The following is a 21,829-nucleotide window of genomic DNA, read 5'->3' as shown; positions in this document are numbered from 1 at the left end:
GGAAGAGGGGGCTGCTGAGTGGCGGGAGCCTTGTGCGGGTGGAGGTTGTGGCAACCCGGTCCGCGCGGGGTTCGGGGGCGCGCGGACCGGGGCCGTTCGGGGGAGCGGCGGGGTCAGGCCGTTGCGGTGAGTTCCGTTGCCGCCGCGTGGGCGTCCATGCGTTCCGCCGCGAGGATCGCCGACGCGGTGTCCGCCCGGGACGCCGCGACGACCAGCGCGCGGCCGGCCAGCGCGTGGGCGCGCTCGTGCAGGGTCGCCGGCTGCCGTACCGCCGTCAGCGACGTGCGGACCGGCGTACGTCCGCCCCGCAGCCGGGTCACCTGCTCGGCCAGCCGGGTCGCGGCGGCGTCGAGGTCGGTGGACGGCGTGAGGCCGCGCAGCTCGTCGGTGACGGCGAGCAGCGCCGCGAGATGTCCCGCGAGCTGGATGTCCAGCTCCTCCTCACGCGTGTGGTGGGGGAAGTCGGACGTCGCGCCGGCCATCGTGCTGTGGACGGACCCCTTGTGGGAGGAAGGGGTGCGGATCGGTTCGTACATGGGAGATGGCCTCCTGTGCTGTCAGGAAGCCATCCTACCTTAGATCTCGTCTAAAGTTGACCCGGCTCACGGACGGTGGCCCGGCCGCTACCTACGGCTGTCCGTAGCCGTCCAGGAACCGGCCGATCCGCGTGATCGCGTCCCGCAGGTCACCCACCGACGGCAGGGTCACCACCCGGAAGTGATCCGGCTCCGGCCAGTTGAAGCCGGTGCCCTGGACGACCATGATCTTCTCCTGCCGCAGCAGGTCCAGGACCATCTGCCGGTCGTCCTTGACCTTGAAGACCTGGGGGTCGAGGCGCGGGAAGAGATAGAGGGCGCCCTTGGGCCGGACGCAGGTCACGCCCGGGATCTGGGTGAGCAGCTCGTACGCCGTGTCCACCTGCTCCTTCAGGCGCCCGCCCGGCAGTACCAGCTCGTTGATCGACTGGCGGCCGCTGAGCGCGGCCACGACCCCGTGCTGACCGGGCATGTTCGCGCACAGCCGCATGTTCGCGAGGATCGTCAGCCCCTCGATGTAGGAGTCGGCGTGCGCGCGGGGGCCGGAGATGGCCATCCAGCCGACCCGGTAACCGGCCACCCGGTAGGCCTTGGACATGCCGTTGAAGGTGAGCGTGAGCAGGTCCGGGGCGATCGCCGCGGTCGGGGTGTGCGTGGCGCCGTCGTAGAGGATCTTGTCGTAGATCTCGTCCGAGCAGACCAGGAGGTTGTGGCGGCGGGCGATGTCGGTCAGCCCGCGCAGCATCGCCTCGTCGTAGACCGCGCCCGTCGGGTTGTTCGGGTTGATGATGACGATCGCCTTGGTGCGGTCGGTGACCTTGCGCTCGACGTCGGCGAGGTCGGGCATCCAGTCCGACTGCTCGTCGCAGCGGTAGTGCACCGCCGTACCGCCGGAGAGCGAGACCGCCGCGGTCCACAGCGGGTAGTCCGGCGCCGGCACGAGGACCTCGTCGCCGTCGTCCAGCAGGCCCTGCATCGCCATCACGATCAGCTCGGAGACGCCGTTGCCGATGAAGACGTGCTCGACGTCGGTCTCGATGCCGATGGTCTGGTTGTGCATGACGACCGCGCGCCGGGCGGCCAGCAGACCCTTCGCATCGCCGTAGCCGTGCGCCGAGGAGACGTTGCGGAGGATGTCCTCCAGGATCTCCGGCGGGCAGTCGAAGCCGAAGGCGGCCGGGTTCCCGGTGTTGAGCTTGAGGATGCGGTGTCCCGCCGCCTCTAGCCGCATCGCCTCCTCGAGAACCGGGCCCCGGATCTCGTAACAGACGTTGGCGAGCTTGGTCGACTGGATCACCTGCATGCCGGTGAGCTTACGGCGCGGTAACGCTCGTCGCGTCGTGTTTCCCACCACGTGAGACACGGAAGGTCCCGGCGGTTTGGCCTGTTATCGACGGTAACTGTCTCATCGACCCCTTCCCTCCTAGAATCCGCGTCCATGCCGAGACCTGCCGAGGAAGAAGACGGACCCTCCCGCGTCCACCGCCCGCAGGGCGCACCGGCCCCCGCGTACGAGGAGTTCAGGGATCCGGCGTCCGCGCACGGCTGGCTCAACGCCTACGACGAGACGCGCGAGCTGCCCCGGATCGCCCCCGTCGCCCCCGTACCACCGGGGCTGGGCCGGGCGGACCGGCGGCGGGCCGCCCGCGATACGACCGGCCGGCGTGCGAAGCCCGTGGCCGTCGCCGTGGGCGCGCTGGGCGCCGCGTCCGTGGCCGCGCTGATCGCCGGCTTCGCCCTCTCCCCGTCGGACGGCACGCAGGACGGCCGGAGCGGTACGCAGCGCACGGCCGGCGAGTCACCGGCCGGGGAACCGGACGAGGTGAGCCCGAGCAGTGCCTCGGCCGCGCCGGTCGAGGCCGCGTCGTCCACCCTCGCCGCCTCGCCGTCCGTAGGTGCGCCCACACCCACGAGCGCCTCGACCGGCCCTGCCGCCTCCCGCAGGGCCGACGTGACGCCCTCGGCGACGCCCACCCCCACTTCGCCGGCCGAGAGCACCTCGTCCTGGCGGCCGGGGCGAGGACATGGCAGAGGCGGCGGCCGGTCCCACTGAGAAGCGGTGTGACGCGGCGTGTACCGGTTGGACGCGGTGGCACGCCTCAGCGTCTCGGCAGGGCGTGCGGGCCGCCGTGCGAGTCGGTCATGTACAACACGCCCTCGGCGAACGCCGGTGCGGTCACGCGGAGTTCGAGTCCTGCGGCGGCGGCTCGGGCGCGGGTCGGCCCGGCTCCCCGTCCGGCTGTCCGGCACTCGCGAGGAACGCGTCGATGAGGCGTTCGCGTTCGGTGGCCGAGGCGTGACCCAACTCGATGCTGAGGCCGTCGAGTTCGACACGGATGCCGCGCAGGGGCCGGTTCCTGAGCCGTGTCCGCGAGCAGCAGGGCCTGGCGCAGGGCGAAGGAGGCGGCCGTGACGACGAGCGTCCCGGTGGCCACCGGTTCCCCGCCCTTGGAACCCGTGGGCGGGTTCTCGGAGGAGTGGGCCGACCCTGTTCCGGCCATGTCCAGGTCGGCGAGCGATCGGCGCAACCGGCCAACCAGCCGCAGCAGTTCGTCGTCATCCGTGTAGGGAAGTCCCAACTGCTCCAGTCGTACGGTCCTGCTCGTCGCCCCCGTGAACCCCCTTCGTGCGCGGCACACTCCACCGGCGCCGGATTGCGCCGGTGGGGCCGACCGGAAACTGCGTCTTGCCCTCACCCCCGGTTGTGCTGAAAATGTGCATGACAAAAAGCGGGTGGCCGGAAGATCTCCGGTCACCTCGTCGTACAGAGGGGACCCCCCACATGAACAAGCCTCTCGTCGCCGCGCTCGCCTCCCTGGCCATCACCGGGATGGGCGTGGTACCGGCGGTCGCCGCGCCCGCGGCCAAGGCCGACGTGCAGCCGAAGGCGGCCGCCGCGGTGACCGTCAACTTCGCCGGCACCGTCTCGCTCAGCAACTGCTCCGGCTCGGTCATCCGCTTCCCGAACTCCGCGGACACCGACCCGGCGCTGGTCCTCACCAACGGCCACTGCCTGGAGACCGGCTTCCCGGAGCCCGGCGAGGTCATCACCGGACAGTCCTCCAGCCGTACCTTCGGCCTGCTGAACTCCACCGGCACCAGGGTCGCCACGCTCCGCGCCAACCAGGTCGTCTACTCGACGATGACCGACACGGACGTCACGATCTACCGCACCACCACGACGTACGCGGCGATCAAGAGCTCCTACGGCATCAGCCCGCTCACCGTCAGCAGCACGCACCCCGTCGCCGGCACCGCCATCAAGGTCGTCTCCGGCTACTGGAAGACGATCTACAGCTGCAACATCGACGGGTTCGTGTACCGGCTGGAGGAGGGCGACTGGACCTGGAAGGACTCGGTCCGTTACACCTCCGCGTGCAACACGATCGGCGGGACTTCGGGTTCGCCGGTGATCGACACCACCACGGGGCAGGTCGTCGCCGTCAACAACACCGGCAACGAGGACGGGGAGCGGTGCACCGTCAACAACCCGTGCGAGGTGGACGCGAGCGGGAACGTCACGGTGCGGCAGGGGATCAACTACGCGGAGGAGACGTACATCATTCCGGCGTGCTTCACGACGGGGAATGTGCTGAACCTGAGTGCGAGTGGTTGCACCCTGCCTAAGCCGTAGTGGGTTGTTGTCAGGGTGCGGGTGCGTGGGGGCTGGTCGCGCAGTTCCCCGCGCCCCTGACGGGGCGCTTTCGTGCGGGGTGTTCAAAGCGTGCGGCGGATGGCGCGCCCGGCCATCACATCCGTCCTTCGGCCCTCCTCGATCACGAAGCGGCCGTTGATCAGGACGTGGGGGATGCCCGTCGGGAGTCTGCGTGGCTGCTCGAACGTTGAACCCGCCGCCACCGTTTCCGGGTCGAAGAGGACGACATCGGCCCGGTACCCCTCGCGGACGAGTCCGCGGTCCGGCAGGCGCAGCCGGGCCGCGGGGCGGGCGGTGAGGTGGGCGACGCACTCCTCCAGGGAGAGGACTCCCAACTCCCGTACGTAGTGGCCGAGGTAGTGCGGGAACGTGCCGTACGCCCGGGGGTGCGGCTTCGCGCCCTGGAGGATGCCGTCCGAGCCGCCGGTGTGGACGCGGTGGCGCATGATCGTGCGGACGTTTTCCTCGTGGCCGACGTGCTGAAGGATGGAAGGGGCCAACCGGTCCGCCAGCAGCAGGCGGCGGGCCGTCGTCCACGGGGGCTCGCCGCGCAGCCGCGCCGACTCCTCGACCGTACGGCCGACGAAGTCCGCCAGCGCCGGGTCGGCCACGCCGGAGATCTCGATCGTGTCCCACTCGATGGGGACGCCGTGGCAGCCGTCGGAGCCGAGGGACTCCAGGTGGTGGCGGATGCGTTCGGACGTCTCGTCGTCCGCCAGCCGGGCCAGGACCGCGTCCGGGCCGCCCTCGTTCGCCCAGCTCGGCAGCATCGCCGCGAGGGTCGTGCTGCCGGGGGTGTACGGGTAGGTGTCGAGCGTGATGTCGGCGCCGGCCGCGAGGGCCCCGTCCAGCAAGGACAGCAGCTCGGGCGCCCGGCCCTTGTTCACGCCGAAGTTCATGGTGGCGTGGGCCAGGTGGAGGGCGCAGTCCGCCTCCCTGGACAGGGCCACCATCTCCTCGTACGCCTCCAGCGCGCCCGCCCCGTACGAGCGGTGGTGCGGGCAGTAGTAGCCGCCGTACGACGCCACCACCCGGCACAGCTCGGTCAGTTCGGCGTCCGCGGCGTACATACCGGGGGTGTAGGTGAGGCCGGAGGACATGCCGACCGCGCCCTGTTCCATGCCCTCCGCCACCAGCCGGCGCATCCGGTCCAGCTCGGCCGGGGTCGCCTCGCGGTCCTCCCAGCCGACGGCCAGCGCGCGGACCGTGCCCTGCGGGATCAGGTAGGCCGCGTTGACGGCGATGCCCCGGTCCAGGCGGTCCAGGTACTCGCCCACCGAGCGCCAGTCGAAGTCGATGTCGTCGCCGTGGCCGTTCCAGCCGGCGATGGCCCGGCGGACCTCGGCGAGGGTGCGGTCGTCGACGGGGGCGTACGACAGCCCGTCCTGGCCCAGGACTTCGAGGGTGACCCCCTGCGCGGCCTTGGCGCTGTGGTCCGGGTCGCGGAGCAGGGCCAGGTCGCTGTGGGCGTGCATGTCGATGAACCCGGGGGCGAGGACCAGACCCTCGGCGTCCAGCTCGCGCGTCGCGCGCGGGCGCTGGCAGCCAGCCGCCGCGGCCTCCTTGACGATGGTGACGATCCGGCCCTCGTCGATGACCACGTCCGCGCGGTAGGCGGGCGCCCCGCTGCCGTCGACGACGTCCGCGTCCCGGATGACGAGCTGATCCACGGCCCCTCCTAGAAGAACGTGCGGACGTAGTCGACGACCGTGCCGTCCGCCTCGGCGACCGGGATCAGCTGCCACTTGTCGAAGGACGTGCACGGGTGCGAGAGGCCGAGGCCCACCCAGTCCCCGACCTGGACATCCGCCTCCGGGGAGGTGGCGAGCCAGGCGTGCTGGTCGGACAGGCCGGTGACCGACACCCCGGTCGCCGGGCGCTCGGTGCCGTCCCGGCGGATCACCTGGGCGAACGGGAGGTCCAGGTCGTAGGCCGCGTCCCGCTTGCCCGCGTTGGCGAAGGCCTGCTCGGCGGAGGGGCGGGAGACGATCTGCGCCCAGAGCCGGAAGGCCGGCTCCAGGGCGCCCTCCTCGGGGACGCGGTTGAAGGGGGTGATCTCCCGGTAGTGGCCGTCGTCGTGCGAGACATAGGCGCCGGACCGCAGCAACTTCAGTACGGGAAGGGAGAGTTCGGGGATCCCGGCGAAGACGTCGGCGACCGCGTCGAACCAGGCGCTGCCGCCCGCGCTGACGAAAATCTCGTCGGTGCCGGCGAACCGTCCCGCCTTGTCGAAGCCGACGGCGAGCGCGACGAGCCGGCGCAGATAGGCGTGCACCCGGTCGGGGTCCGCCCGCGGGACCTCGCCCTCGTACCCGGCGACCCCGACCAGCCGCAGGGTTCCCGCCGCCCCGGCCACCGCGTCCGCGACCGCCGAGCACTCCGCCTCGGTACGGACGCCGGTACGGGCACCCTCCCCGGCGGCCAGCTCCACGACGACGTCGACCGGACGGGAGCTCCCCTTCAGCGCCGCGTCCATCAGCTCCACCCCGCGCACGGAGTCGACGTAACAGACGAAGCGGAACTCCGCGTCCCGCTCCAGCTCGGCGGCGATCCAGCGCAGCGCCGGGGCGTCCACGAGCTCGTTGGCCAGGAAGATCCGCCGGGTGCCGAAGGCGCGGGCCACCCGCACCTGGTGCGGGACGGCGAGGGTGATGCCCCACGCGCCGTGCTCGACCTGGCGCCGGAAGAGCTGCGGGGCCATGGAGGTCTTGCCGTGCGGGGCGAAGGCGAGGCCGTGCCGTTCGGCGTACGTCTCCATGAGCGCGAGGTTGTGCTCCAGGCGCTCGGCGGAGAGGGCCAGCACGGGCGTGGCGAAGCCGTCGGAGAACAGGTTGCGGCGCTGGGCGGTCAGCTCGCCGACGGTGAGGCCTTCGGCGTCGGGCGGGAGGCCCTTGAAACGGTGGTCGACGCGTTCCTCCGTGAGTCGGACGAGCGCGTCGGTGCCGGTGTCGAAGGACACGGAGCCTCCCTGATCTGGTGGGTTGCATTCTGTGCAACGTCCATTGCGTATATCGCTTACCGCTGTCTAACATCCACGCCAACGCCGGGTCAATGGAGCCCCCAGCGACCCTTCCCCAACGACGAGGAGCCACGACCATCGTGAAGGCCACGGACGCCGTTGACGCCGTTGACGGTGTGGATGTCGTGGACGTCGTCGCGCTCGGCGAGTCCATGGTGACGTTCCTGCCCACGCGGCCGGGGCGCCTCGCGGACGTGCCGTCCTTCGACCGTGCGATCGGCGGCGCGGAGTCCAACCTGGCGTGTGCACTGGCGGCGGCGGGACATTCGGTGCGGTGGGTCAGCCGGGTCGGCGCCGACGGGTTCGGCGACCATCTGGTGGAGACGGTGGCTTCCTACGGCGTCGACGTGGGACGCGTGGACCGTGACCCCGTGCGGCCGACCGGGGTGTACTTCCGTACGGCGGGGGACCGGGCGACGGACGCGCATGAGGTCGCGTACTACCGGGCGGGGTCGGCGGCTTCCGCCATGTCGGTGGAGACGGTGGACCTGGCCGCGGTGCGCGCGGCCCGGATCCTGCACCTGTCGGGCATCACGGCCGCGCTGTCGTCCGGGTGCCTGGACCTGCTGCGGGAGCTGACGGCTCCCGCCGAGGGGCGGCCGGTGGTGTCCTTCGACGTCAACCACCGGCGCGGGTTGTGGGGTTCGGGCGACGGCCCTGATGTCCTGCTGGAGCTGGCGCGCCGGGCCGACATCGTGTTTGTGGGGGAGGACGAGGCGCAGGAGGCGTGGGGGGTGACGGGCGGACCGGAGGCGGTTCGTGAGCTGCTGCCGGAGCCGGGTGTGTTGGTGGTGAAGCAGGGGGGAGCGGGGGCCGCGGCGTTTGTGTCGGGTGCGGGTGCGGGTGCGGGTGCGGGTGCGGGTGCGGGTCTGGGTGTGGGTGTGGCTGCGGGTGCGTGGGGGCTGGTCGCGCAGTTCCCCGCGCCCCTGACGGGGCGCTTCGGCGGCCGTTTCTCTTCAGCCGCGGGCGGCACCCTGCCAACGCCGGTAAGCGACCCCGCCCCCGCCCTCACCTCCGTCTTCGAACCCGCCCCCGCCGTCGACGTCGTCGCCCCCGTCGGTGCCGGTGACGCCTTCGCCGCCGGGTTTCTCTCCGGGGCCCTGCGGGGACTGCCGCTGCCTCGAACGCTGCGGCTCGGCCACCTCTACGCCGCCGCCGCTCTCACCACCCCCGCCGACCTCGCCGCACCCCCCGCCCGCGACACCGCCGACCGGCTGACCGCCCTCGACGCAGCCGCGTGGGAGAGACTTCGACTCGGCCCCGGCTGGACCCGAGCCGACCCGGCCGAAGAGGAGGTACGCACCCCATGAGCCAGACCGTCGACCGAGCGCTCAGCATCCTGCCGCTGCTCGCCGAGGGCCCCGCCGACCTCGGCCAGGTCGCCGAGCGCCTCGGCGTGCACAAGTCGACCGCGCTGCGGCTGCTGCGCACCCTCCACGAACACGGGCTCGTCTACCGCCAGTCCGACCAGCGCTACCGCCTCGGCGCCCGGCTCTTCGCGCTCGCCCAGGAGGCGATGGAGAACCTCGACATCCGCGAGATCGCCCACCCCCACCTGGCCCGGCTCAACGAGGCCTGCGGGCACACCGTGCACCTCGCCGTGTTCGAGGAGGGCGAGGTCCTCTACATCGACAAGGTCGAGAGCCGCTACCCGGTGCGCATGTACTCGCGGATCGGCAAGCCGGTGGCCATCACCGTCGCCGCCGTAGCCAAGCTGCTCCTCGCCGATCTGCCCGAGCCCGAGCGGCGCGCCCTCGCCGACAAGCTCGACTACCCCATGTACACGGCCCGTTCGACACCGAACGCGGAGGCCTTCCGCAAGGAACTGGCCAAGGTGCGCGAACAGGGCTGGGCCACCGACCTCGGCGGCCACGAGGAGTCCATCAACTGCGTCGCGGCCCCCATCCGCGGCGCCGACGGCCGGGTCGTCGCCGCGATGTCGGTCTCCGCGCCCAACGTCGTCGTCACCGCCGACGAACTCCTCACCCTGCTCCCGCAGGTGCGCCGTACGGCGGACGCGATCAGCGGCGAGTACTCAGGCAGAACCCCGATCAAGGAAGCCGGCAACCGATGACCGAGAAGACCGCCCTCACCCCCACGACCCACACCACCCCGCCCGCCAAGTTCTCCCACGGTGTGCGCAAGGGCAACATCCTCCAGGTCGCCGGCCAGGTCGGCTTCCTGCCCGCCGAGGAGGGCAAGCCCCCGACGCCGGCCGGCCCCACGCTGCGCGAGCAGACCCTCCAGACCCTCGCCAACGTCAAGGCGATCCTGGAGGAGGGCGGCGCCTCCTGGGACGACGTGATGATGATCCGCGTCTATCTGACGGACGTGGACCACTTCGCCGAGATGAACGGCATCTACAACACCTACTTCGAGGAGCAGGGCCTCACCGCCCCGCCCGCCGCCCGCACGACCGTCTACGTCGGTCTGCCCGCCGGCCTCCTCATCGAGATCGACGCCCTCGCCGTCCTCGGCTGACGGCCCGCCAGCTCCCGCACGTCCTGCACGGCACGGCACCCCACCGGGTGCCGTGCCGCGATCCCCCCTGCCCGAAAGCACCGTGTACTTACGAAGAGGACCCCCACATGTCGTCCCTACCGCTCGCCGCCTCCACCACCCCGGCCGCCCCACCCCACACCGGAGGACTGCTCCTCCTCCTCGACGGCACCGCCGGACTCCTCACCGTCGCCGCCATCGGCATCGCCCTGCTGCTCTTCCTCATCATCAAGGCGCGGCTCCAGCCCTTCGTCGCCCTGCTCGCCGTCTCCATAACCGTCGGCCTGCTGGCCGGTCTCTCCGTCACCGAGCTCTTCGGCACCGTCCAGCGTTCGGACGCCGTCTCCACCGTCGAGTCCGGCATGGGCGGCATCCTCGGCCATGTCGCGATCATCATCGGCCTCGGCACCATGCTCGGCGCGATCCTCGAAGTCAGCGGCGGGGCGGAGGTATTGGCCTCCCGGCTGCTCAACCTCTTCGGGGAGAAGCGGGCCCCGCTCGCCATGGGCCTCACCGGACTCATCTTCGGCATCCCGGTCTTCTTCGACGTCGGCATCTTCGTGCTGGCCCCGCTCGTCTACGCGGCGGCCAAACGCGGCGGCAAGTCGATCCTCCTCTACTGCCTTCCCCTCCTCGCCGGCCTCTCCATGACCCACGCCTTCCTGCCGCCGCACCCCGGCCCGGTGGCCGCCGCCGCCCTGCTCCACGTCGACCTCGGCTGGGTCATCCTCATGGGCGTCGTCTGCGGCATCCCGGCGGTGCTGGCCGCATGGGTGTACTCGGCGTGGATCGGCAAGCGGATCTTCGTCGGCGTACCGCAGGACATGGTCGAGGCGGCCGACGAGGCCAAGCAGGCCGTGCTGGCCGAGCAGCGGGCGGCCGGCGTCGAGCCGCAGGAGAAGCCCGTCGCGCTCGGCACGGTCCTCGCCATCATCGGTACGCCGCTGGTCCTGATCCTCGCCGCGACCTTCTCGTCCATCGCCCTGGACCCCTCCACCGGCCGCTCGGTGATCGAGTTCTTCGGCACGCCGATGGTCGCCCTCACCCTCGCCCTGGTGCTCGCCTACTACCTGCTGGGCATCCGGCGCGGCTGGTCCCGCAAGTCCCTGGAGACGGTGTCGACCGCGTCCCTCAAGCCGGTCGGCAACATCCTGCTGGTGGTCGGCGCGGGCGGGATCTTCGGTGCCGTGCTGAAGGCCAGCGGGGTCGCCCAGGCCCTGTCCGACACCTTCAACGGCGTGGGCCTCCCGGTGATCGTCCTCTCCTACCTGATCTCCGTCGTCCTGCGGGTCGCGCAGGGCTCGGCGACGGTGGCGATCGTGACGACGGCCGGCATCGTCGCCCCCCTGCTCAGCGAGGGCCACCACTCCCAGGCCTTCGTGGCCCTCGTCATCATGGCCATCTCGGCGGGCTCCATCTTCGCCTCGCACGTCAACGACGGCGGCTTCTGGATGGTCGCCAAGTACTTCGGCATCAGCGAACGCGACACCCTGAAGACGTGGACCGTGCTGGAGACGGTGTTGTCGGTGGCCGGGTTCGCGGTGGCGGCCGTGCTGAGTGTCTTCGTGTAGGCGTCTGATAACGAAGTCGGGACTGGCTGTCTCCGGCACAGGTTCTTGGACCATACTGCCCGCTGTGGAGCAGCGCATAGGAGCCAACAGCCAGCCCCTGGAAGGCGCCGGATTCGACCCGGCCTTCATCCCCGGGCTCACCTCACCCGCGTCCGCCGAGCCGGAGGACGCGGGGCCGGAGGACACCCGGCCCGAGGAGGCCGAGGGTGCCGAGGCGACGGTGGAACCGGTGGCCCTGACCAAGGACGCGGCCGCCGCCGACACCGCGGTGGACGAGGACGCCGAAGACACCGAGGAGACCGAGGCCGCCCCGGAGGGGCCCGTCTTCGAGGCCTCCGACCGGCGCGCCCGGATAGCGGCCGACCACCAGGGCGTGCGCCTCAGTCTCGACGAGGAGAAGTGCGAGTTCCGCTGGGACGAGATCGGCGCGATCGAGACCGAGGCACCGCGCTTCGGGAAGCGCTTCACGATCACCGTCCACACCCCGGACCGCCGCTGGTACCCCATCGAGATCGAGGCGACGTCCCGCTCCCGCTTCAAGGAGTGGGAGGACGACCTGGACGCGGTCCTGGACGCGTACTTCGAGGACGGCGAGGAAGAGGAAGACGCCCTGGAGACGGACGACAAGACCGAGGCTGAGACCGAGGCCGAGGCTGAGACCGGGACCGAGGCCGACGCCGACGCCGACGCCGAGGACAAGGTCCGCGACGAGAAGTAGCCCGGCGCAGGCGGGCGGCCCCGGTCCCGTGGCCGCCTAGCCGCAGTACTGTGCTTCCTTCCCGATCGATCGGTACATGCAGTCCGCGTTCTCCAGCAGCTGGAACACCGCGTCCCGGTTCCGGGAGGTCTCCCGCTCGATCACCTCGTCGGGCGGGTAGAACCCACCCCCGGAACTGGACGTCGGATACATCTCGAACGTGTAGTCGAAGATCTTCTGCGTACCCCACAGGTAGTCGTCGATCGACCCGTCCGTGATGTACAGATCACTCGACTGCTCCGGCGTATAGCCGTTGCTGGCCGCCATCTTCTGCCCCACGGCCTTGAACGCGGCCGCGTCGTCCGCGGTCATCCCGGTGGCCGTGTCGGCCGTCGTGTACCCGAACGGCCAGAGCACCAGCTCGCTGTACGTGTGGAAGTCGATCCCGGCCTTGATCTGCTGCTTCCCGCCGACGACCCGGCTGCGCACGAAGTCGGCGACGACCTTCACCTCGGGCGCCGACTCGGCGGACGCACCCCGGTAGGTCTCCGAGGACGTGCTGCCCGAGGACCCGCCGCAGCAGCCCCACCTGTAGTTCCAGTTCCGGTTCAGGTCCGTACCGACGTACGAGGAGCCGGAGTTGGGCTGCCGGTTCTTGCGCCACGACCGGTACGAGCCGGTGGCGATGTCGTACTCGCCGCCGTCCGGATTGAGGTCCGGCACGATCCAGATCTCCCGGCTGTTGATGATGTTCGTGACCCGGGAGTCGGAGCCGTATCCCGCGCCCAGCTCCCGCAGCAGATACAGCGCCATCTCCACGGTGAGGTGCTCGCGCGCGTGCTGGTGGAAGGTGAGGAGGACCTCGGGTTCGTTCTCGTCCGTCGCGACGTTGTCGCTGACCTTGATGGCGACGATGTCCCGGCCCTGGTACGACTTGCCGATCACCTGCTTGCTCATGATGGCGGGGTAGGCGGCGAGCCGCTGCCCGATCTCGGTGTTCGCCTCGGCGTAGTTGTGGTACTTCGAGTCGGCCGTCGGGAAGTCGAACAGGCGCAGCTCGTCGGCGGCGGTGGACCGGTCGGGGGCCGCGCCGAGGAGCGTGACCTCGTAGCCGAGGCGTTTCAGCGCGGCGATCTGCGAGGCCCGTCCGGAGACGACCACCGTCTCCTCGTCGACCTCGTCCACGGTGACGCCGGTCTGCTGGATGGCCGCGCGGGTCACGGGGGTGGTGCTCTGGTGGATCTCGTACTGCCGGACGTCGTCGGCCGAGGGTGACGCCGGACGCGCGCTGTCGGCGCTCGCGTGGGTGGCCGTCGCCGACACGGGGGCCGCGAGGGCGAGGGCCAGCAGGGTGCCCAGCGCGGCGGTCCGGCCGCGGCGGAGGGCGCCGGAGCCGCGAATGCGAAGTCGCATGAAATCTCCTGGGGGAGGTGGGGGTGGTTCAGTGCGACAAACCTGTGCAGTTGTTGTGCTGAGGCTGTGCGGGTGGCGCTCATCGTCCAAGGAATGGCATGGACAGGTCAAGACAGTAAAATCGGCCGCGGGAACCGGCCGCGCGAAAAGGCCGCGCAGATTACGCCTTTACCCGCAACCGCAGGCGGCCCCCACCGAAATACACCCGCCCGCGTGACGTCCGTGTGCGTCTCCCCGGTCCGCCGGGAGACCGTGGACGGAGGGCCAGGAGGAGGGCTGGGTGATGATGAGCACCAGGACGAGCGCGCGCCCCGCCGCGGCCGGGGGCCACTTCGACCACCGGATGGCCGTGTTCGGCTCGGACGAAGCGTTCGTCGCCGCCGCCCTGCCCTTCCTCGCCGAGGGGCTCGCCGCCCCCGACGAGCCGCCGCCCGTCGCCATCGCCGCCCCCGGCCTGCTGGCGGTCCTGCGCGACGCGCTCGGCACCGACGCCCGGGACATCGGCTTCGTCGACCACACCGACTGGTACACGGGCACGGCCGCCAACGCCGTGGCCCAGGGCGCCGGCTACCTCGCCGCGAACGCCGGACCCGGCGGTCGTGTTCATCTCCTCATGGAGCCCGACTGGGCGGGCCGGGCCGGGCGTTCGGTGCGGGAGAGCACCGAGTGGATCCGCTACGAGTCCCTCGCCAACCTCCTCTTCGCCCCGTTCGCCACCACGGCCCTGTGCGCGTACGACACCCGGACGGCGGGCCCGGCCGTCGTCGACGCGGCCCGCCGCGCCCACCCGGGTACCGGGGTGTACGAGCAACCGCCGGTGCTGGTCCGCGAACTGGACGCCGTACCGCTGCCGCCGCCCCCGCGGACGGTCACCCGGCTGCCGGCCGCGGAGTCGGTACGCGCCTGGGCGGCCGGGCAGGGGCTGGCGGCCGCGGACGCGGAGCTGTTCGCGCGGGCGGTGGTGGCCGCGGCCGGCGCCCACGGTCCGGTCGTCGAGTTCCTCGCCTGGGGCGAGGCTCCGGCCTGCGTCTGCGAGCTGTGGCTGTGCCGGGCCGTGGGGGATCCGCTGGCCGGATTCGTGCCGCCGCGGGACGGGGAGCCGGAACCCGGGCAGGGGCTGTGGTTCACCCGCCAGGTGTGCGCGTACGTCGATGTGCGGGACGGGGCGCCGGGGGACCGGGCGAGGATCCGCGTCCAGTATGCGTGAGGGTGTGGTTCGGGCTCGGTACGTGCGGGTGCGCGTGGCTCCGCAGGGCGGGCCGCGACGGTGGGGGCGTCGCGGCCCGCTCACGGGTGATCGCTACGGCAGGCCGTGGACCTTGGCTCCCACCGAGTTGGACCACGCGTTGCCCGACGACGCGTCCCAGTTGGTCGACCAGGTCATCGCGCCGCGCAGGTCGGGGTAGGCCGTCGACGGCTTGAAGGAGCCGCAGTTGGTGAGCTTGGTCAGGCAGTCCAGGGCGTTGTTGACCACCGTCGGGGAGACGTAGCCGCTGCCCGCCGCGCTGGTCGACGCCGGCAGGCCGAGGCCCACCTGGGAGGGGCTGAGGCCGCCCTGGAGCTGGATGCAGGCCAGCGCGGTGAGGAAGTCCACCGAGCCCTGGCTGTACACCTTGCCGTCGCAGCCCAGCATGGAACCGCTGTTGTAGTACTGCATGTTGACGACCGTGAGGATGTCCTTGACGTTCAGGGCCGTCTGGAAGTACCCGTTGGACGTCGACTGCATGTCGATCGTCTGCGGGGCCATGGTGATGATGAGCGAGGAGCCCGCCTTCGACGACAGCGAGCGCAGCGCCTGGCTCATGTAGGTGGCGTTGATGCCGTTCTCCAGGTCGATGTCGACGCCGTCGAAGCCGTACGTCTGCATCAGTGAATAGACGGAGTTGGCGAAGTTCGTCGCGGACGCCGAGTCGCTCACCGAGATCGTGCCGTTCTGGCCGCCGATCGAGATGATGACCTTCTTGCCGGCCGCCTTCTTGGCCTGGATGTCGGCCTTGAACTGGTCGACCGTGTACCCGCCGAGCCCGGCGGAGTCGAGGGTGAAGCTCACCGCGCCCGGTGTGCTGGTCGCGTCCGCGAAGGCGACGGCGATGATGTCGTACGAGGACGGCACGCCCGAGATCTTCTGGACGGTCGCGCCGTTGTTGAAGTTCTGCCAGTAGCCCGTCACCGCGTGCTTGGGCAGCGAGCCGCCGCCGTTGCCGCCGGACGCGGTCGTCGTCGCCGTCACCGCCGTCGACTTCGCGGACTCACCCGCCGAGTTGGTCGCGGTGACCTGGAAGGAGTACGACGTCGAGGCGGCGAGGCCGGTGACGGTGGCCGAGGCACCGGAGACCGCCGTGACCTTGGTGCCGTTCTGGTAGACGTTGTAGCCGGTCGCACCCGACACCGCGCTCCAGGACAGGGACGCGGAGGACGAGGTCGTACCGGAGACCGCGAGACCGGAGGGGGTCGCGGGGACGGTCGGCGCCGGGTCGGAGCCGCCTCCGCCGTCGGGGCCGAAGACCGAGACGTCGTCGGCGTAGTAGGCGGGCTGGCCGTACCAGCCGTGGGTCCAGACCGTGACCGAGGTGGTCGAGGAGCCGGTGGTGAAGGTCGTCGACAGCTGCGTCCAGGACGTGTTCGGGGTCCAGGTCGACACGTCCGTGGTGCCGGTGCCGGTCACACCGAGGTAGGTGTAGGAGCCCTGCACCCACGCGCTCAGCGTGTAGGTGGAGTTGGCCTTCACCGCCACCGTCTGGCTGCACTGGGCGTAGTCCTGCCCGGCCGGGGTCGCCTTGAGGGCGGCGGCGCCGGAGTGGACGGGGGAGGAGACGGTCGTACCGCTGCTCGCGGAGCAGGTCCAGTTGGTGAGGGCCGACTCGAAGCCGGCGTTCTTCACGTTGTTGACGTCGGCGGCGGAGGCCGGCGAGGAGGCCAGGCCCGCCATCGCGAGTGCCGTGGCGAGCGCGGCCACGGCAGACCAGGTTCGGATACCTCGCTGTCCGGCATGCCGGGACACGAGTCGGGGGATGAGTCTGGGCATGACAATCAAGGTGGTCCAGACCAATTCAGGTGTCAATAGGTCCAGACCAAATTCAAAGCCGCCGCTGACCGGACCAGACCCCGGTCATATGCTCAACCTGTCCCGATTTGGCGCAACTTGTATGGTCACGGATCCCAGACAGCTGGACAAACGCTGTTCTCCGGTCACAGAGGCGTGGTTACAGTGCTGAGGTAGTCACGCAATGAAGTCGTCCCGGCTCATTGGAGTAACACCGGTGGGCCGCCGGGGTGTGAAGAGCGGGGAGCTGCGCGTGCCAACTGCCATTGCCGTGACCAGTGCCGACATGGCGCTGCCGGTGCAGGACGAGCGGACCATGCCCGCGGTCGTGCTCCGGGACCTGGACCAGCGGCCCCTCGACCACACCCTCGCCGAGCTCGTGGCGCTCATCGAGCAGCACGGTCATGTGATCGTCGTCTGCTCCGCGGCCGTACCCGAAGCCGTGACCCGGCGCCTGCACACCCTGCGCTCCCTGCTGGAGAGCGACCGGATCGCCCTGTTCCGCCCCGACCTGCCGCCCCTCGGTATCGCCGTCCTGGCCCGGCAGTTGCGGCAGCTGGCCTCCTGCGACCTCAGCCCCGGCGTCCTCGCGTCGGCCGGCCGGCTGCTCACCCACTACATCCACTCCGGCGCCGTCCTCGGCTCGGTCGCCAAGCTGGACCGGGTCCCGGTCACCCTCAAGGCGCACGCCAAGTCCTGGATGCCCGGCACCCAGTTCGCCGTCGTCGCGCACCCCCAGCCGCAACTGGTCCGGGTCGGCCCGGACGCGACCCTGACCGGACCCGAGTTCAGCACCTGGATGCTGGTCGCCAGAGGGCAGCTGCAGTCCGAGTGGATCGGCGGCCTCGCCAAGTCCTGGGGCGCGTACGGGCTGCGCGAGACCCCGCTGCCGGCCGAGTCGTCCCAGTGGTGGGGGACCGGCCGGATGATCGAGTTCACCAGCTATCTCGCCGACCTGTCGGTCCTCTACCAGCTGGTCACCTCGGTCCGGCAGACCAGCTGCCACTGGTGCGGCATCGACGTCATCGGCGACCGCTGTGTCTTCTGCTCCGCCACCCCGCCCGTCTACGACCCCCCGGCGCACCGCGCGCTGGAACAGCGGACGCCCGCCTGACCCGTACCACCCACCGCTCGGTTCCCCCACTTCCCCCGATGAGGTCGCACGGTCCATGAACTCCCGTCAGCGCCGCGGCGTGATACTCCTGATCCTGTCGGTGATCTGCGCGCTCGGCGCGTTCGCCGGCGTGCTCTCGGTCATCGACAACGCGAAGTCCGAGGTCGGCCCCAAGGTCACCGCGTACAAGGTCCGGTCGGACGTCAAGCCGTACACGACGCTGAGCGCCGGCCAGTTCCAGAAGGTCGAGATGCCCCAGCGGTGGCTGTCCGCCAACGCCGTCACCAGCCTCAGCGCGATCGAGGGAAAGATCGCGGTCACCACGCTGAAGAAGGGCTCCCTGCTCCAGACCGACATGATCGTCGACCAGCCCGCGCTGAAGGCCGGCGAGCAGGAGGTCGCGATCATGATCGACGCGGCCACCGGAGTGGCCGGCAAGATCACCCCGGGCTCGCTGGTCAACGTCTACGCCACCTTCGAGGGCAAGCAGCAGAGCGACCCCGACCAGTCGAAGATCATCGTGACCAACGCCCGGGTCCTGGACGTCGGCGCCCAGCTCAGCTACGTGGACCCGGACAACAGGAACCAGCAGCCCAGCGACGCCGTCCCCATCACCTTCGCGCTGTCCACGCTCGACGCCCAGCGCCTCACCTACGCGGAGTCCTTCGCCCAGCGGGTCCGGCTCGCCCTGGTCGCGCCCGGCACGACCACCACCGTGCCGGACAAGGACCGCACCTACGAACTCGCGACGGACAAGTGAGAGGCGCCTCGCATGCCCATCAGGATCCTCCCCGCCGTCGGTGACGCGGACGCCGTCCGCGCCCTGGTCTCGCTGCTCAGCCAGCTCCCGGACAGCGAACCGCTGCCGCCCGTCGTCGACTCCACCCAACTCGTCGACACTCTGTCCCGGTTCGCCGCCGAGTCCGTCGACGAACTCCCCGAGGTCGTCGTCGTCCACGAACGCATCGGCCCGGTCCCGGCCCTGGAGCTGATCCGCGAGGTCGCCCTGCGCTTCCCGGCGGTCGGCGTCGTCCTCGTCACCAGCGACACCAGCCCCGGCCTGTTCGCCGCCGCGATGGACTCCGGCGCCCGCGGCCTGGTCGGGCTCCCCATGAGCTACGAGGAACTGGCCGGCCGCGTCCAGGCGGTCGCCCAGTGGTCCACGGGCGTACGGCGCCACCTCGGCCACGGCGCGGACGCGTTCGCCGGCGTCGGCGGGACCGTCGTCACCGTCAGCGGCGCGAAGGGCGGGACCGGCGCGACCCTGGTGGCGATCCAGATCGCCCTCGCCGCGCAGGCCTCCGGCCACTCCACCGCCCTGGTCGACCTCGACCTCCAGACCGGGGACGTCGCCTCCTACCTGGACGTCCAGTTCCGCCGCTCGGTCGCCGACCTGGCCGCGGTCAACGACATCTCCCCCCGCGTCATGGCCGAGGCCGTCTTCCGCCACGACTCAGGGCTCGCCCTGCTCCTCGCACCCGCCGAGGGCGAACGCGGCGAGGAGGTCACCGACCGGGCCGCCCGCCAGATCCTCAGCGCCCTGCGCTCCCGCTACGAGATCGTGGTCGTCGACTGCGGCGCCCAGCTCGGCGGGGCGGGCGCGGCGGCCGTGGAGACCGCCGACCTGGCGCTCCTGGTGACCACGCCCGACGTGGTCGCCGTACGCGCCGCCAAGCGCACGGTGCGGATGTGGGACCGGCTGCAGATCCGCAAGGCCGAGGAGACCACGGTGGTCGTCAACCGGCACACCAAGGCCACGGAGATCCAGCCCGCCCTGATCCAGCGGATCACCGGCACCGCGCTGGCGGGGACCCCGATCCCCGCCAACTTCAAGGAACTCCAGGGCGTGGTGGACGCGGGCCGGATCCACGAACTCGACGCCCGCAGCACGGTGAAGCAGGCGCTGTGGGCGCTGGCCGGGGAGCTGGGCCTGGTACGGACGGCGGAGGGAACGGTGCCGCGCCGGGCCGGGGCACGGGCCCGGGGCGGGGAACGGGCGGCGGTCGGGTTCCGGCGGCGGAAGGAACTGCCGTGAGAGGCCGAGGGGCGAGTGCGGGGCGGTGGGGGCCGAGCGCGCAGTTCCTCGCGCCCCTTGGGCGCGCTTCAACCGGGCGCGTCTTTGCGGCGTCCCGCAAGGAAGCGCCCCGTAGGGGCGCGGGGAACTGCGCGACCAGCCCCCACGCACCCGCACCCGACCGACGGCCCGCCGCGCCCGCACGCGACCGCGGCCAGGTCACCATCGAGCTCCTCGGCATGACGCCGGTCATCATCCTCACCCTCGTACTCATGTGGCAGGCCGTCCTCGTCGGATACGCCTTCACCCTCGCCGGAAACGCCGCCGACGAAGGCGTACGCGCGGGCACGGCCGTCCCCCGGGGGGAACGGAGCGGCGTCTGCGAGCAAGCCGCGCTGGAGGACCTCTCCAGCGCCTGGCGGGAGGGCGCCACCGTGCAGTGCGGCGGCACCGGCATGGTCACCGCGGACGTCTCCCTGCACGTCCCGGTCCTCTTCCCCGGCACCATCGACTTCCCCGTCACGGTGACCGGCCACGCCGGCACGGTGGAGGAGGTGAAGCAGTGACGCACCCCAGTCGGCGGTTCCGCGACCGCGGCCAGGTCGCCATCGAGTATCTCGGCTTCATCCCGGTCCTGCTCATCGTCGGGCTGGCCGGCATCCAGCTCGGTGCCGTCGCCTACGCCGCCGAGCAGGCCGGGACGGCGGCCCGGGCGGGGGCCCGGGCCGCCTCGCTGCACGAAGGCGTCGACGCGGCCTGCGCCGCCGCGGTCAGCGGCGGGATCGACGTGAGCTGCGCCTCCTCCGGCGGCGGCGACTCGGTCACCGTGACCGCCACGGTCCACATCCCGAAGATCGTCTGGGAGCTGGGCAACGCCACCAAGTCCGCCACGATGCCCGTCGACCACTGAACGAGGAGCACGGCAACATGAGCCTGCGGGCACGTATCAACTCCCCCGAGGAGCACGGCAGCCGGGGTGAGGACGGCCATCTGGTCTCCTCCTACCGGGCCAAGCTCCTGGAGGAGATCGACCTCGCGGAGATGAGCACGCTCGCTGCCGCCGAGCGCCGGGCGCGCCTGGAACGCGTCCTCGGCCACATCATCAGCCGCGAGGGCCCGGTCCTGTCGACCGTCGAGCGCTCCCAGCTGATCCGCCGGGTGGTCGACGAGGCCCTCGGCCTCGGCATCCTGGAGCCGCTGCTCGAAGACGCGTCGATCACGGAAATCATGGTGAACGGCCCGGACGCGATCTTCGTCGAGCGCGGCGGCCGGGTCGAGCAACTGCCGCTGCGGTTCGCGTCCGCGGACCAGCTGATGCAGACTATCGAGCGGATCGTCTCCACGGTCAACCGCCGCGTGGACGAGTCCAACCCGATGGTCGACGCCCGCCTGCCCTCCGGCGAACGCGTCAACGTCATCATCCCGCCGCTCTCCCTGACCGGCCCCATCCTCACCATCCGCCGCTTCCCGCGCTCCTTCACCCTCCAGGAGCTGATCGGCTTCGGCTCGCTCGACGAGCACATGGTGTTCCTGCTGGCGGGCCTGGTGCAGGCGAAGTTCAACATCATCGTCTCCGGCGCCACCGGCACCGGGAAGACGACCCTGCTGAACGCCCTCTCCGGGCTCATCCCGGCGCACGAACGCATCATCACCATCGAGGACTCCGCCGAACTCCAGCTCCAGCAGTCGCACGTGGTCCGCCTGGAGTCGCGCCCGGCGAACGTCGAGGGCAAGGGCCAGGTCAGCATCCGCGACCTGGTCCGCAACTCGCTGCGGATGCGCCCCGACCGGATCGTGGTCGGCGAGGTCCGCGGCGGCGAGTCCCTGGACATGCTCCAGGCCATGTCCACCGGCCACGACGGCTCGCTCGCGACCGTCCACGCCAACAGCGCCGAGGATGCCCTGACCCGGCTCCAGACCCTGGCCTCCATGTCGGACGTCGAAGTCCCCTTCGTCGCCCTGCACGACCAGATCAACAGCGCGGTCGAGGTCATCGTCCAGCTGACCCGGTTCGCGGACGGCGCCCGCCGGATCACCGAGATCGCGGTGCTGGACAGCCACGGCAGCGAGCCGTACCGGCTGGCGACGGTGGCCCGCTTCGACGCCCGGCCCATGACCCACGACGGCCATGTCCACGGCGCCTTCCAGTACTTCCCGCTCCCGCGCCGCACCGCCGACCGCCTCTACCTGGCGAGCCAGCCCATCCCGCAGGCCTTCGGCGTGGCCCAGCACTTCGACCAGCTCACCACCCGAGAAGCGAGGTAGGCC

At 71.1% G+C, this 21,829-nt stretch carries 20 protein-coding genes; 14 read left to right on the top strand and 6 right to left on the bottom strand.

All coding sequences use genetic code 11. From position 1 onward, the window contains the following. Window positions 1-113: 113 nt before the first annotated feature. A complete protein-coding gene (locus ACFWXC_RS16325; RefSeq protein WP_384479127.1) occupies window positions 114-536 on the bottom strand; it encodes a hypothetical protein in 423 nt (140 codons plus the stop codon). A gap of 91 nt (window positions 537-627) precedes the next feature. Further along, window positions 628-1,839, bottom strand: coding sequence for a pyridoxal phosphate-dependent aminotransferase (locus tag ACFWXC_RS16320; RefSeq protein ID WP_384479125.1), 1,212 nt, complete (start codon window positions 1,837-1,839; stop codon window positions 628-630). 135 nt (window positions 1,840-1,974) lie between these two features. On the opposite strand from ACFWXC_RS16320, the gene ACFWXC_RS16315 reads away from it, so the two are divergent. Together ACFWXC_RS16315 and ACFWXC_RS16310 are read left to right on the top strand one after the other, a co-directional pair. Then, window positions 1,975-2,589 (top strand): hypothetical protein, encoded by a 615-nt coding sequence (locus ACFWXC_RS16315; RefSeq protein ID WP_384479123.1) that lies wholly within the window; start codon window positions 1,975-1,977, stop codon window positions 2,587-2,589. Between the two features lie 729 nt (window positions 2,590-3,318). Beyond that, complete coding sequence (locus tag ACFWXC_RS16310; RefSeq protein WP_384479122.1) at window positions 3,319-4,170, top strand: trypsin-like serine peptidase; 852 nt, start codon at window positions 3,319-3,321, stop codon at window positions 4,168-4,170. An 83-nt stretch (window positions 4,171-4,253) separates the two neighbouring features. On the opposite strand, the gene ACFWXC_RS16305 is transcribed toward ACFWXC_RS16310, so the two are convergent. Both ACFWXC_RS16305 and ACFWXC_RS16300 read right to left on the bottom strand, forming a co-directional pair. After that, entirely contained in the window at window positions 4,254-5,861 is a 1,608-nt protein-coding gene (locus ACFWXC_RS16305) for an amidohydrolase family protein (RefSeq protein WP_384479120.1), read from the bottom strand. 8 nt (window positions 5,862-5,869) lie between these two features. Beyond that, window positions 5,870-7,150, bottom strand: coding sequence for an amino acid deaminase (locus tag ACFWXC_RS16300; RefSeq protein ID WP_384479118.1), 1,281 nt, complete (start codon window positions 7,148-7,150; stop codon window positions 5,870-5,872). 185 nt (window positions 7,151-7,335) lie between these two features. On the opposite strand from ACFWXC_RS16300, the gene ACFWXC_RS16295 reads away from it, so the two are divergent. The 5 genes from ACFWXC_RS16295 to ACFWXC_RS16275 all read left to right on the top strand — a co-directional run bounded on the left by ACFWXC_RS16295 (window position 7,336) and on the right by ACFWXC_RS16275 (window position 11,998). Next, entirely contained in the window at window positions 7,336-8,520 is a 1,185-nt protein-coding gene (locus tag ACFWXC_RS16295; RefSeq protein ID WP_384479322.1) for a sugar kinase, read from the top strand. Beyond that, entirely contained in the window at window positions 8,517-9,284 is a 768-nt protein-coding gene (locus tag ACFWXC_RS16290; protein ID WP_384479116.1) for an IclR family transcriptional regulator, read from the top strand. The genes ACFWXC_RS16295 and ACFWXC_RS16290 overlap by 4 nt, the downstream gene beginning before the upstream one ends. Beyond that, the gene (locus ACFWXC_RS16285; RefSeq protein WP_351708518.1) at window positions 9,281-9,691 is read left to right on the top strand and encodes a RidA family protein; all 411 of its coding nucleotides are present in this window, start codon (window positions 9,281-9,283) and stop codon (window positions 9,689-9,691) included. The genes ACFWXC_RS16290 and ACFWXC_RS16285 overlap by 4 nt, the downstream gene beginning before the upstream one ends. A 107-nt stretch (window positions 9,692-9,798) precedes the next feature. Beyond that, complete coding sequence (locus ACFWXC_RS16280; protein WP_384479114.1) at window positions 9,799-11,280, top strand: GntP family permease; 1,482 nt, start codon at window positions 9,799-9,801, stop codon at window positions 11,278-11,280. Window positions 11,281-11,344: 64 nt separating this feature from the next. Next, a complete protein-coding gene (locus ACFWXC_RS16275; protein WP_384479112.1) occupies window positions 11,345-11,998 on the top strand; it encodes a hypothetical protein in 654 nt (217 codons plus the stop codon). A 36-nt stretch (window positions 11,999-12,034) separates the two neighbouring features. Here the strand turns inward: ACFWXC_RS16275 and ACFWXC_RS16270 are convergent, their stop codons facing one another. Continuing rightward, a complete protein-coding gene (locus ACFWXC_RS16270) occupies window positions 12,035-13,390 on the bottom strand; it encodes a M14 family metallopeptidase (protein WP_384479110.1) in 1,356 nt (451 codons plus the stop codon). A 283-nt stretch (window positions 13,391-13,673) separates the two neighbouring features. On the opposite strand from ACFWXC_RS16270, the gene ACFWXC_RS16265 reads away from it, so the two are divergent. After that, window positions 13,674-14,597, top strand: coding sequence for an MEDS domain-containing protein (locus ACFWXC_RS16265; RefSeq protein ID WP_384479108.1), 924 nt, complete (start codon window positions 13,674-13,676; stop codon window positions 14,595-14,597). Window positions 14,598-14,690: 93 nt separating this feature from the next. Here the strand turns inward: ACFWXC_RS16265 and ACFWXC_RS16260 are convergent, their stop codons facing one another. Beyond that, window positions 14,691-16,415 (bottom strand): chitinase, encoded by a 1,725-nt coding sequence (locus ACFWXC_RS16260; protein ID WP_384479106.1) that lies wholly within the window; start codon window positions 16,413-16,415, stop codon window positions 14,691-14,693. Window positions 16,416-16,719: 304 nt separating this feature from the next. Between ACFWXC_RS16260 and ACFWXC_RS16255 the strand changes: the two genes are divergently transcribed. The 6 genes from ACFWXC_RS16255 to ACFWXC_RS16230 all read left to right on the top strand — a co-directional run bounded on the left by ACFWXC_RS16255 (window position 16,720) and on the right by ACFWXC_RS16230 (window position 21,826). After that, complete coding sequence (locus ACFWXC_RS16255; RefSeq protein ID WP_384479320.1) at window positions 16,720-17,547, top strand: hypothetical protein; 828 nt, start codon at window positions 16,720-16,722, stop codon at window positions 17,545-17,547. Window positions 17,548-17,602: 55 nt separating this feature from the next. Then, complete coding sequence (cpaB, locus tag ACFWXC_RS16250) at window positions 17,603-18,307, top strand: Flp pilus assembly protein CpaB (protein WP_351708543.1); 705 nt, start codon at window positions 17,603-17,605, stop codon at window positions 18,305-18,307. Window positions 18,308-18,319: 12 nt separating this feature from the next. Next, window positions 18,320-19,582: a CpaE family protein gene (locus tag ACFWXC_RS16245; protein ID WP_384479104.1), complete on the top strand. Its 1,263-nt coding sequence runs from the start codon at window positions 18,320-18,322 to the stop codon at window positions 19,580-19,582. Window positions 19,583-19,800: 218 nt separating this feature from the next. Continuing rightward, window positions 19,801-20,127, top strand: coding sequence for a pilus assembly protein (locus ACFWXC_RS16240; RefSeq protein ID WP_384479103.1), 327 nt, complete (start codon window positions 19,801-19,803; stop codon window positions 20,125-20,127). Beyond that, on the top strand, window positions 20,124-20,471 hold the full coding sequence (locus ACFWXC_RS16235) for a TadE/TadG family type IV pilus assembly protein (RefSeq protein WP_384479101.1): 348 nt from the start codon (window positions 20,124-20,126) through the stop codon (window positions 20,469-20,471). Before ACFWXC_RS16240 ends, ACFWXC_RS16235 begins: the two co-directional genes overlap by 4 nt. Window positions 20,472-20,488: 17 nt before the next feature. Next, entirely contained in the window at window positions 20,489-21,826 is a 1,338-nt protein-coding gene (locus tag ACFWXC_RS16230; RefSeq protein ID WP_384479099.1) for a CpaF family protein, read from the top strand. The last annotated feature ends 3 nt before the right edge of the window (window positions 21,827-21,829 follow it).

The sequence above is a fragment of the Streptomyces sp. NPDC058683 genome, from assembly GCF_042716195.1.
Taxonomy (GTDB): domain Bacteria; phylum Actinomycetota; class Actinomycetes; order Streptomycetales; family Streptomycetaceae; genus Streptomyces.
Note: the sequence above shows the minus strand (reverse complement) of the source record. Positions and strands in the feature narration are given on the sequence as shown.

Bases quoted from the DNA above. Each gene is read 5' to 3' on its own strand.
- ACFWXC_RS16325 (WP_384479127.1), bottom strand. From the start codon at position 536: ATGTACGAACCGATCCGCACCCCTTCCTCCCACAAGGGGTCCGTCCAC.
- ACFWXC_RS16320 (WP_384479125.1), bottom strand. From the start codon at position 1,839: ATGCAGGTGATCCAGTCGACCAAGCTCGCCAACGTCTGTTACGAGATC.
- ACFWXC_RS16315 (WP_384479123.1), top strand. From the start codon at position 1,975: ATGCCGAGACCTGCCGAGGAAGAAGACGGACCCTCCCGCGTCCACCGC.
- ACFWXC_RS16310 (WP_384479122.1), top strand. From the start codon at position 3,319: ATGAACAAGCCTCTCGTCGCCGCGCTCGCCTCCCTGGCCATCACCGGG.
- ACFWXC_RS16290 (WP_384479116.1), top strand. From the start codon at position 8,517: ATGAGCCAGACCGTCGACCGAGCGCTCAGCATCCTGCCGCTGCTCGCC.
- ACFWXC_RS16285 (WP_351708518.1), top strand. From the start codon at position 9,281: ATGACCGAGAAGACCGCCCTCACCCCCACGACCCACACCACCCCGCCC.
- ACFWXC_RS16280 (WP_384479114.1), top strand. From the start codon at position 9,799: ATGTCGTCCCTACCGCTCGCCGCCTCCACCACCCCGGCCGCCCCACCC.
- ACFWXC_RS16270 (WP_384479110.1), bottom strand. From the start codon at position 13,390: ATGCGACTTCGCATTCGCGGCTCCGGCGCCCTCCGCCGCGGCCGGACC.
- ACFWXC_RS16265 (WP_384479108.1), top strand. From the start codon at position 13,674: ATGATGAGCACCAGGACGAGCGCGCGCCCCGCCGCGGCCGGGGGCCAC.
- ACFWXC_RS16260 (WP_384479106.1), bottom strand. From the start codon at position 16,415: ATGCCCAGACTCATCCCCCGACTCGTGTCCCGGCATGCCGGACAGCGA.
- ACFWXC_RS16255 (WP_384479320.1), top strand. From the start codon at position 16,720: ATGGCGCTGCCGGTGCAGGACGAGCGGACCATGCCCGCGGTCGTGCTC.
- cpaB (WP_351708543.1), top strand. From the start codon at position 17,603: ATGAACTCCCGTCAGCGCCGCGGCGTGATACTCCTGATCCTGTCGGTG.
- ACFWXC_RS16245 (WP_384479104.1), top strand. From the start codon at position 18,320: ATGCCCATCAGGATCCTCCCCGCCGTCGGTGACGCGGACGCCGTCCGC.
- ACFWXC_RS16240 (WP_384479103.1), top strand. From the start codon at position 19,801: ATGACGCCGGTCATCATCCTCACCCTCGTACTCATGTGGCAGGCCGTC.
- ACFWXC_RS16230 (WP_384479099.1), top strand. From the start codon at position 20,489: ATGAGCCTGCGGGCACGTATCAACTCCCCCGAGGAGCACGGCAGCCGG.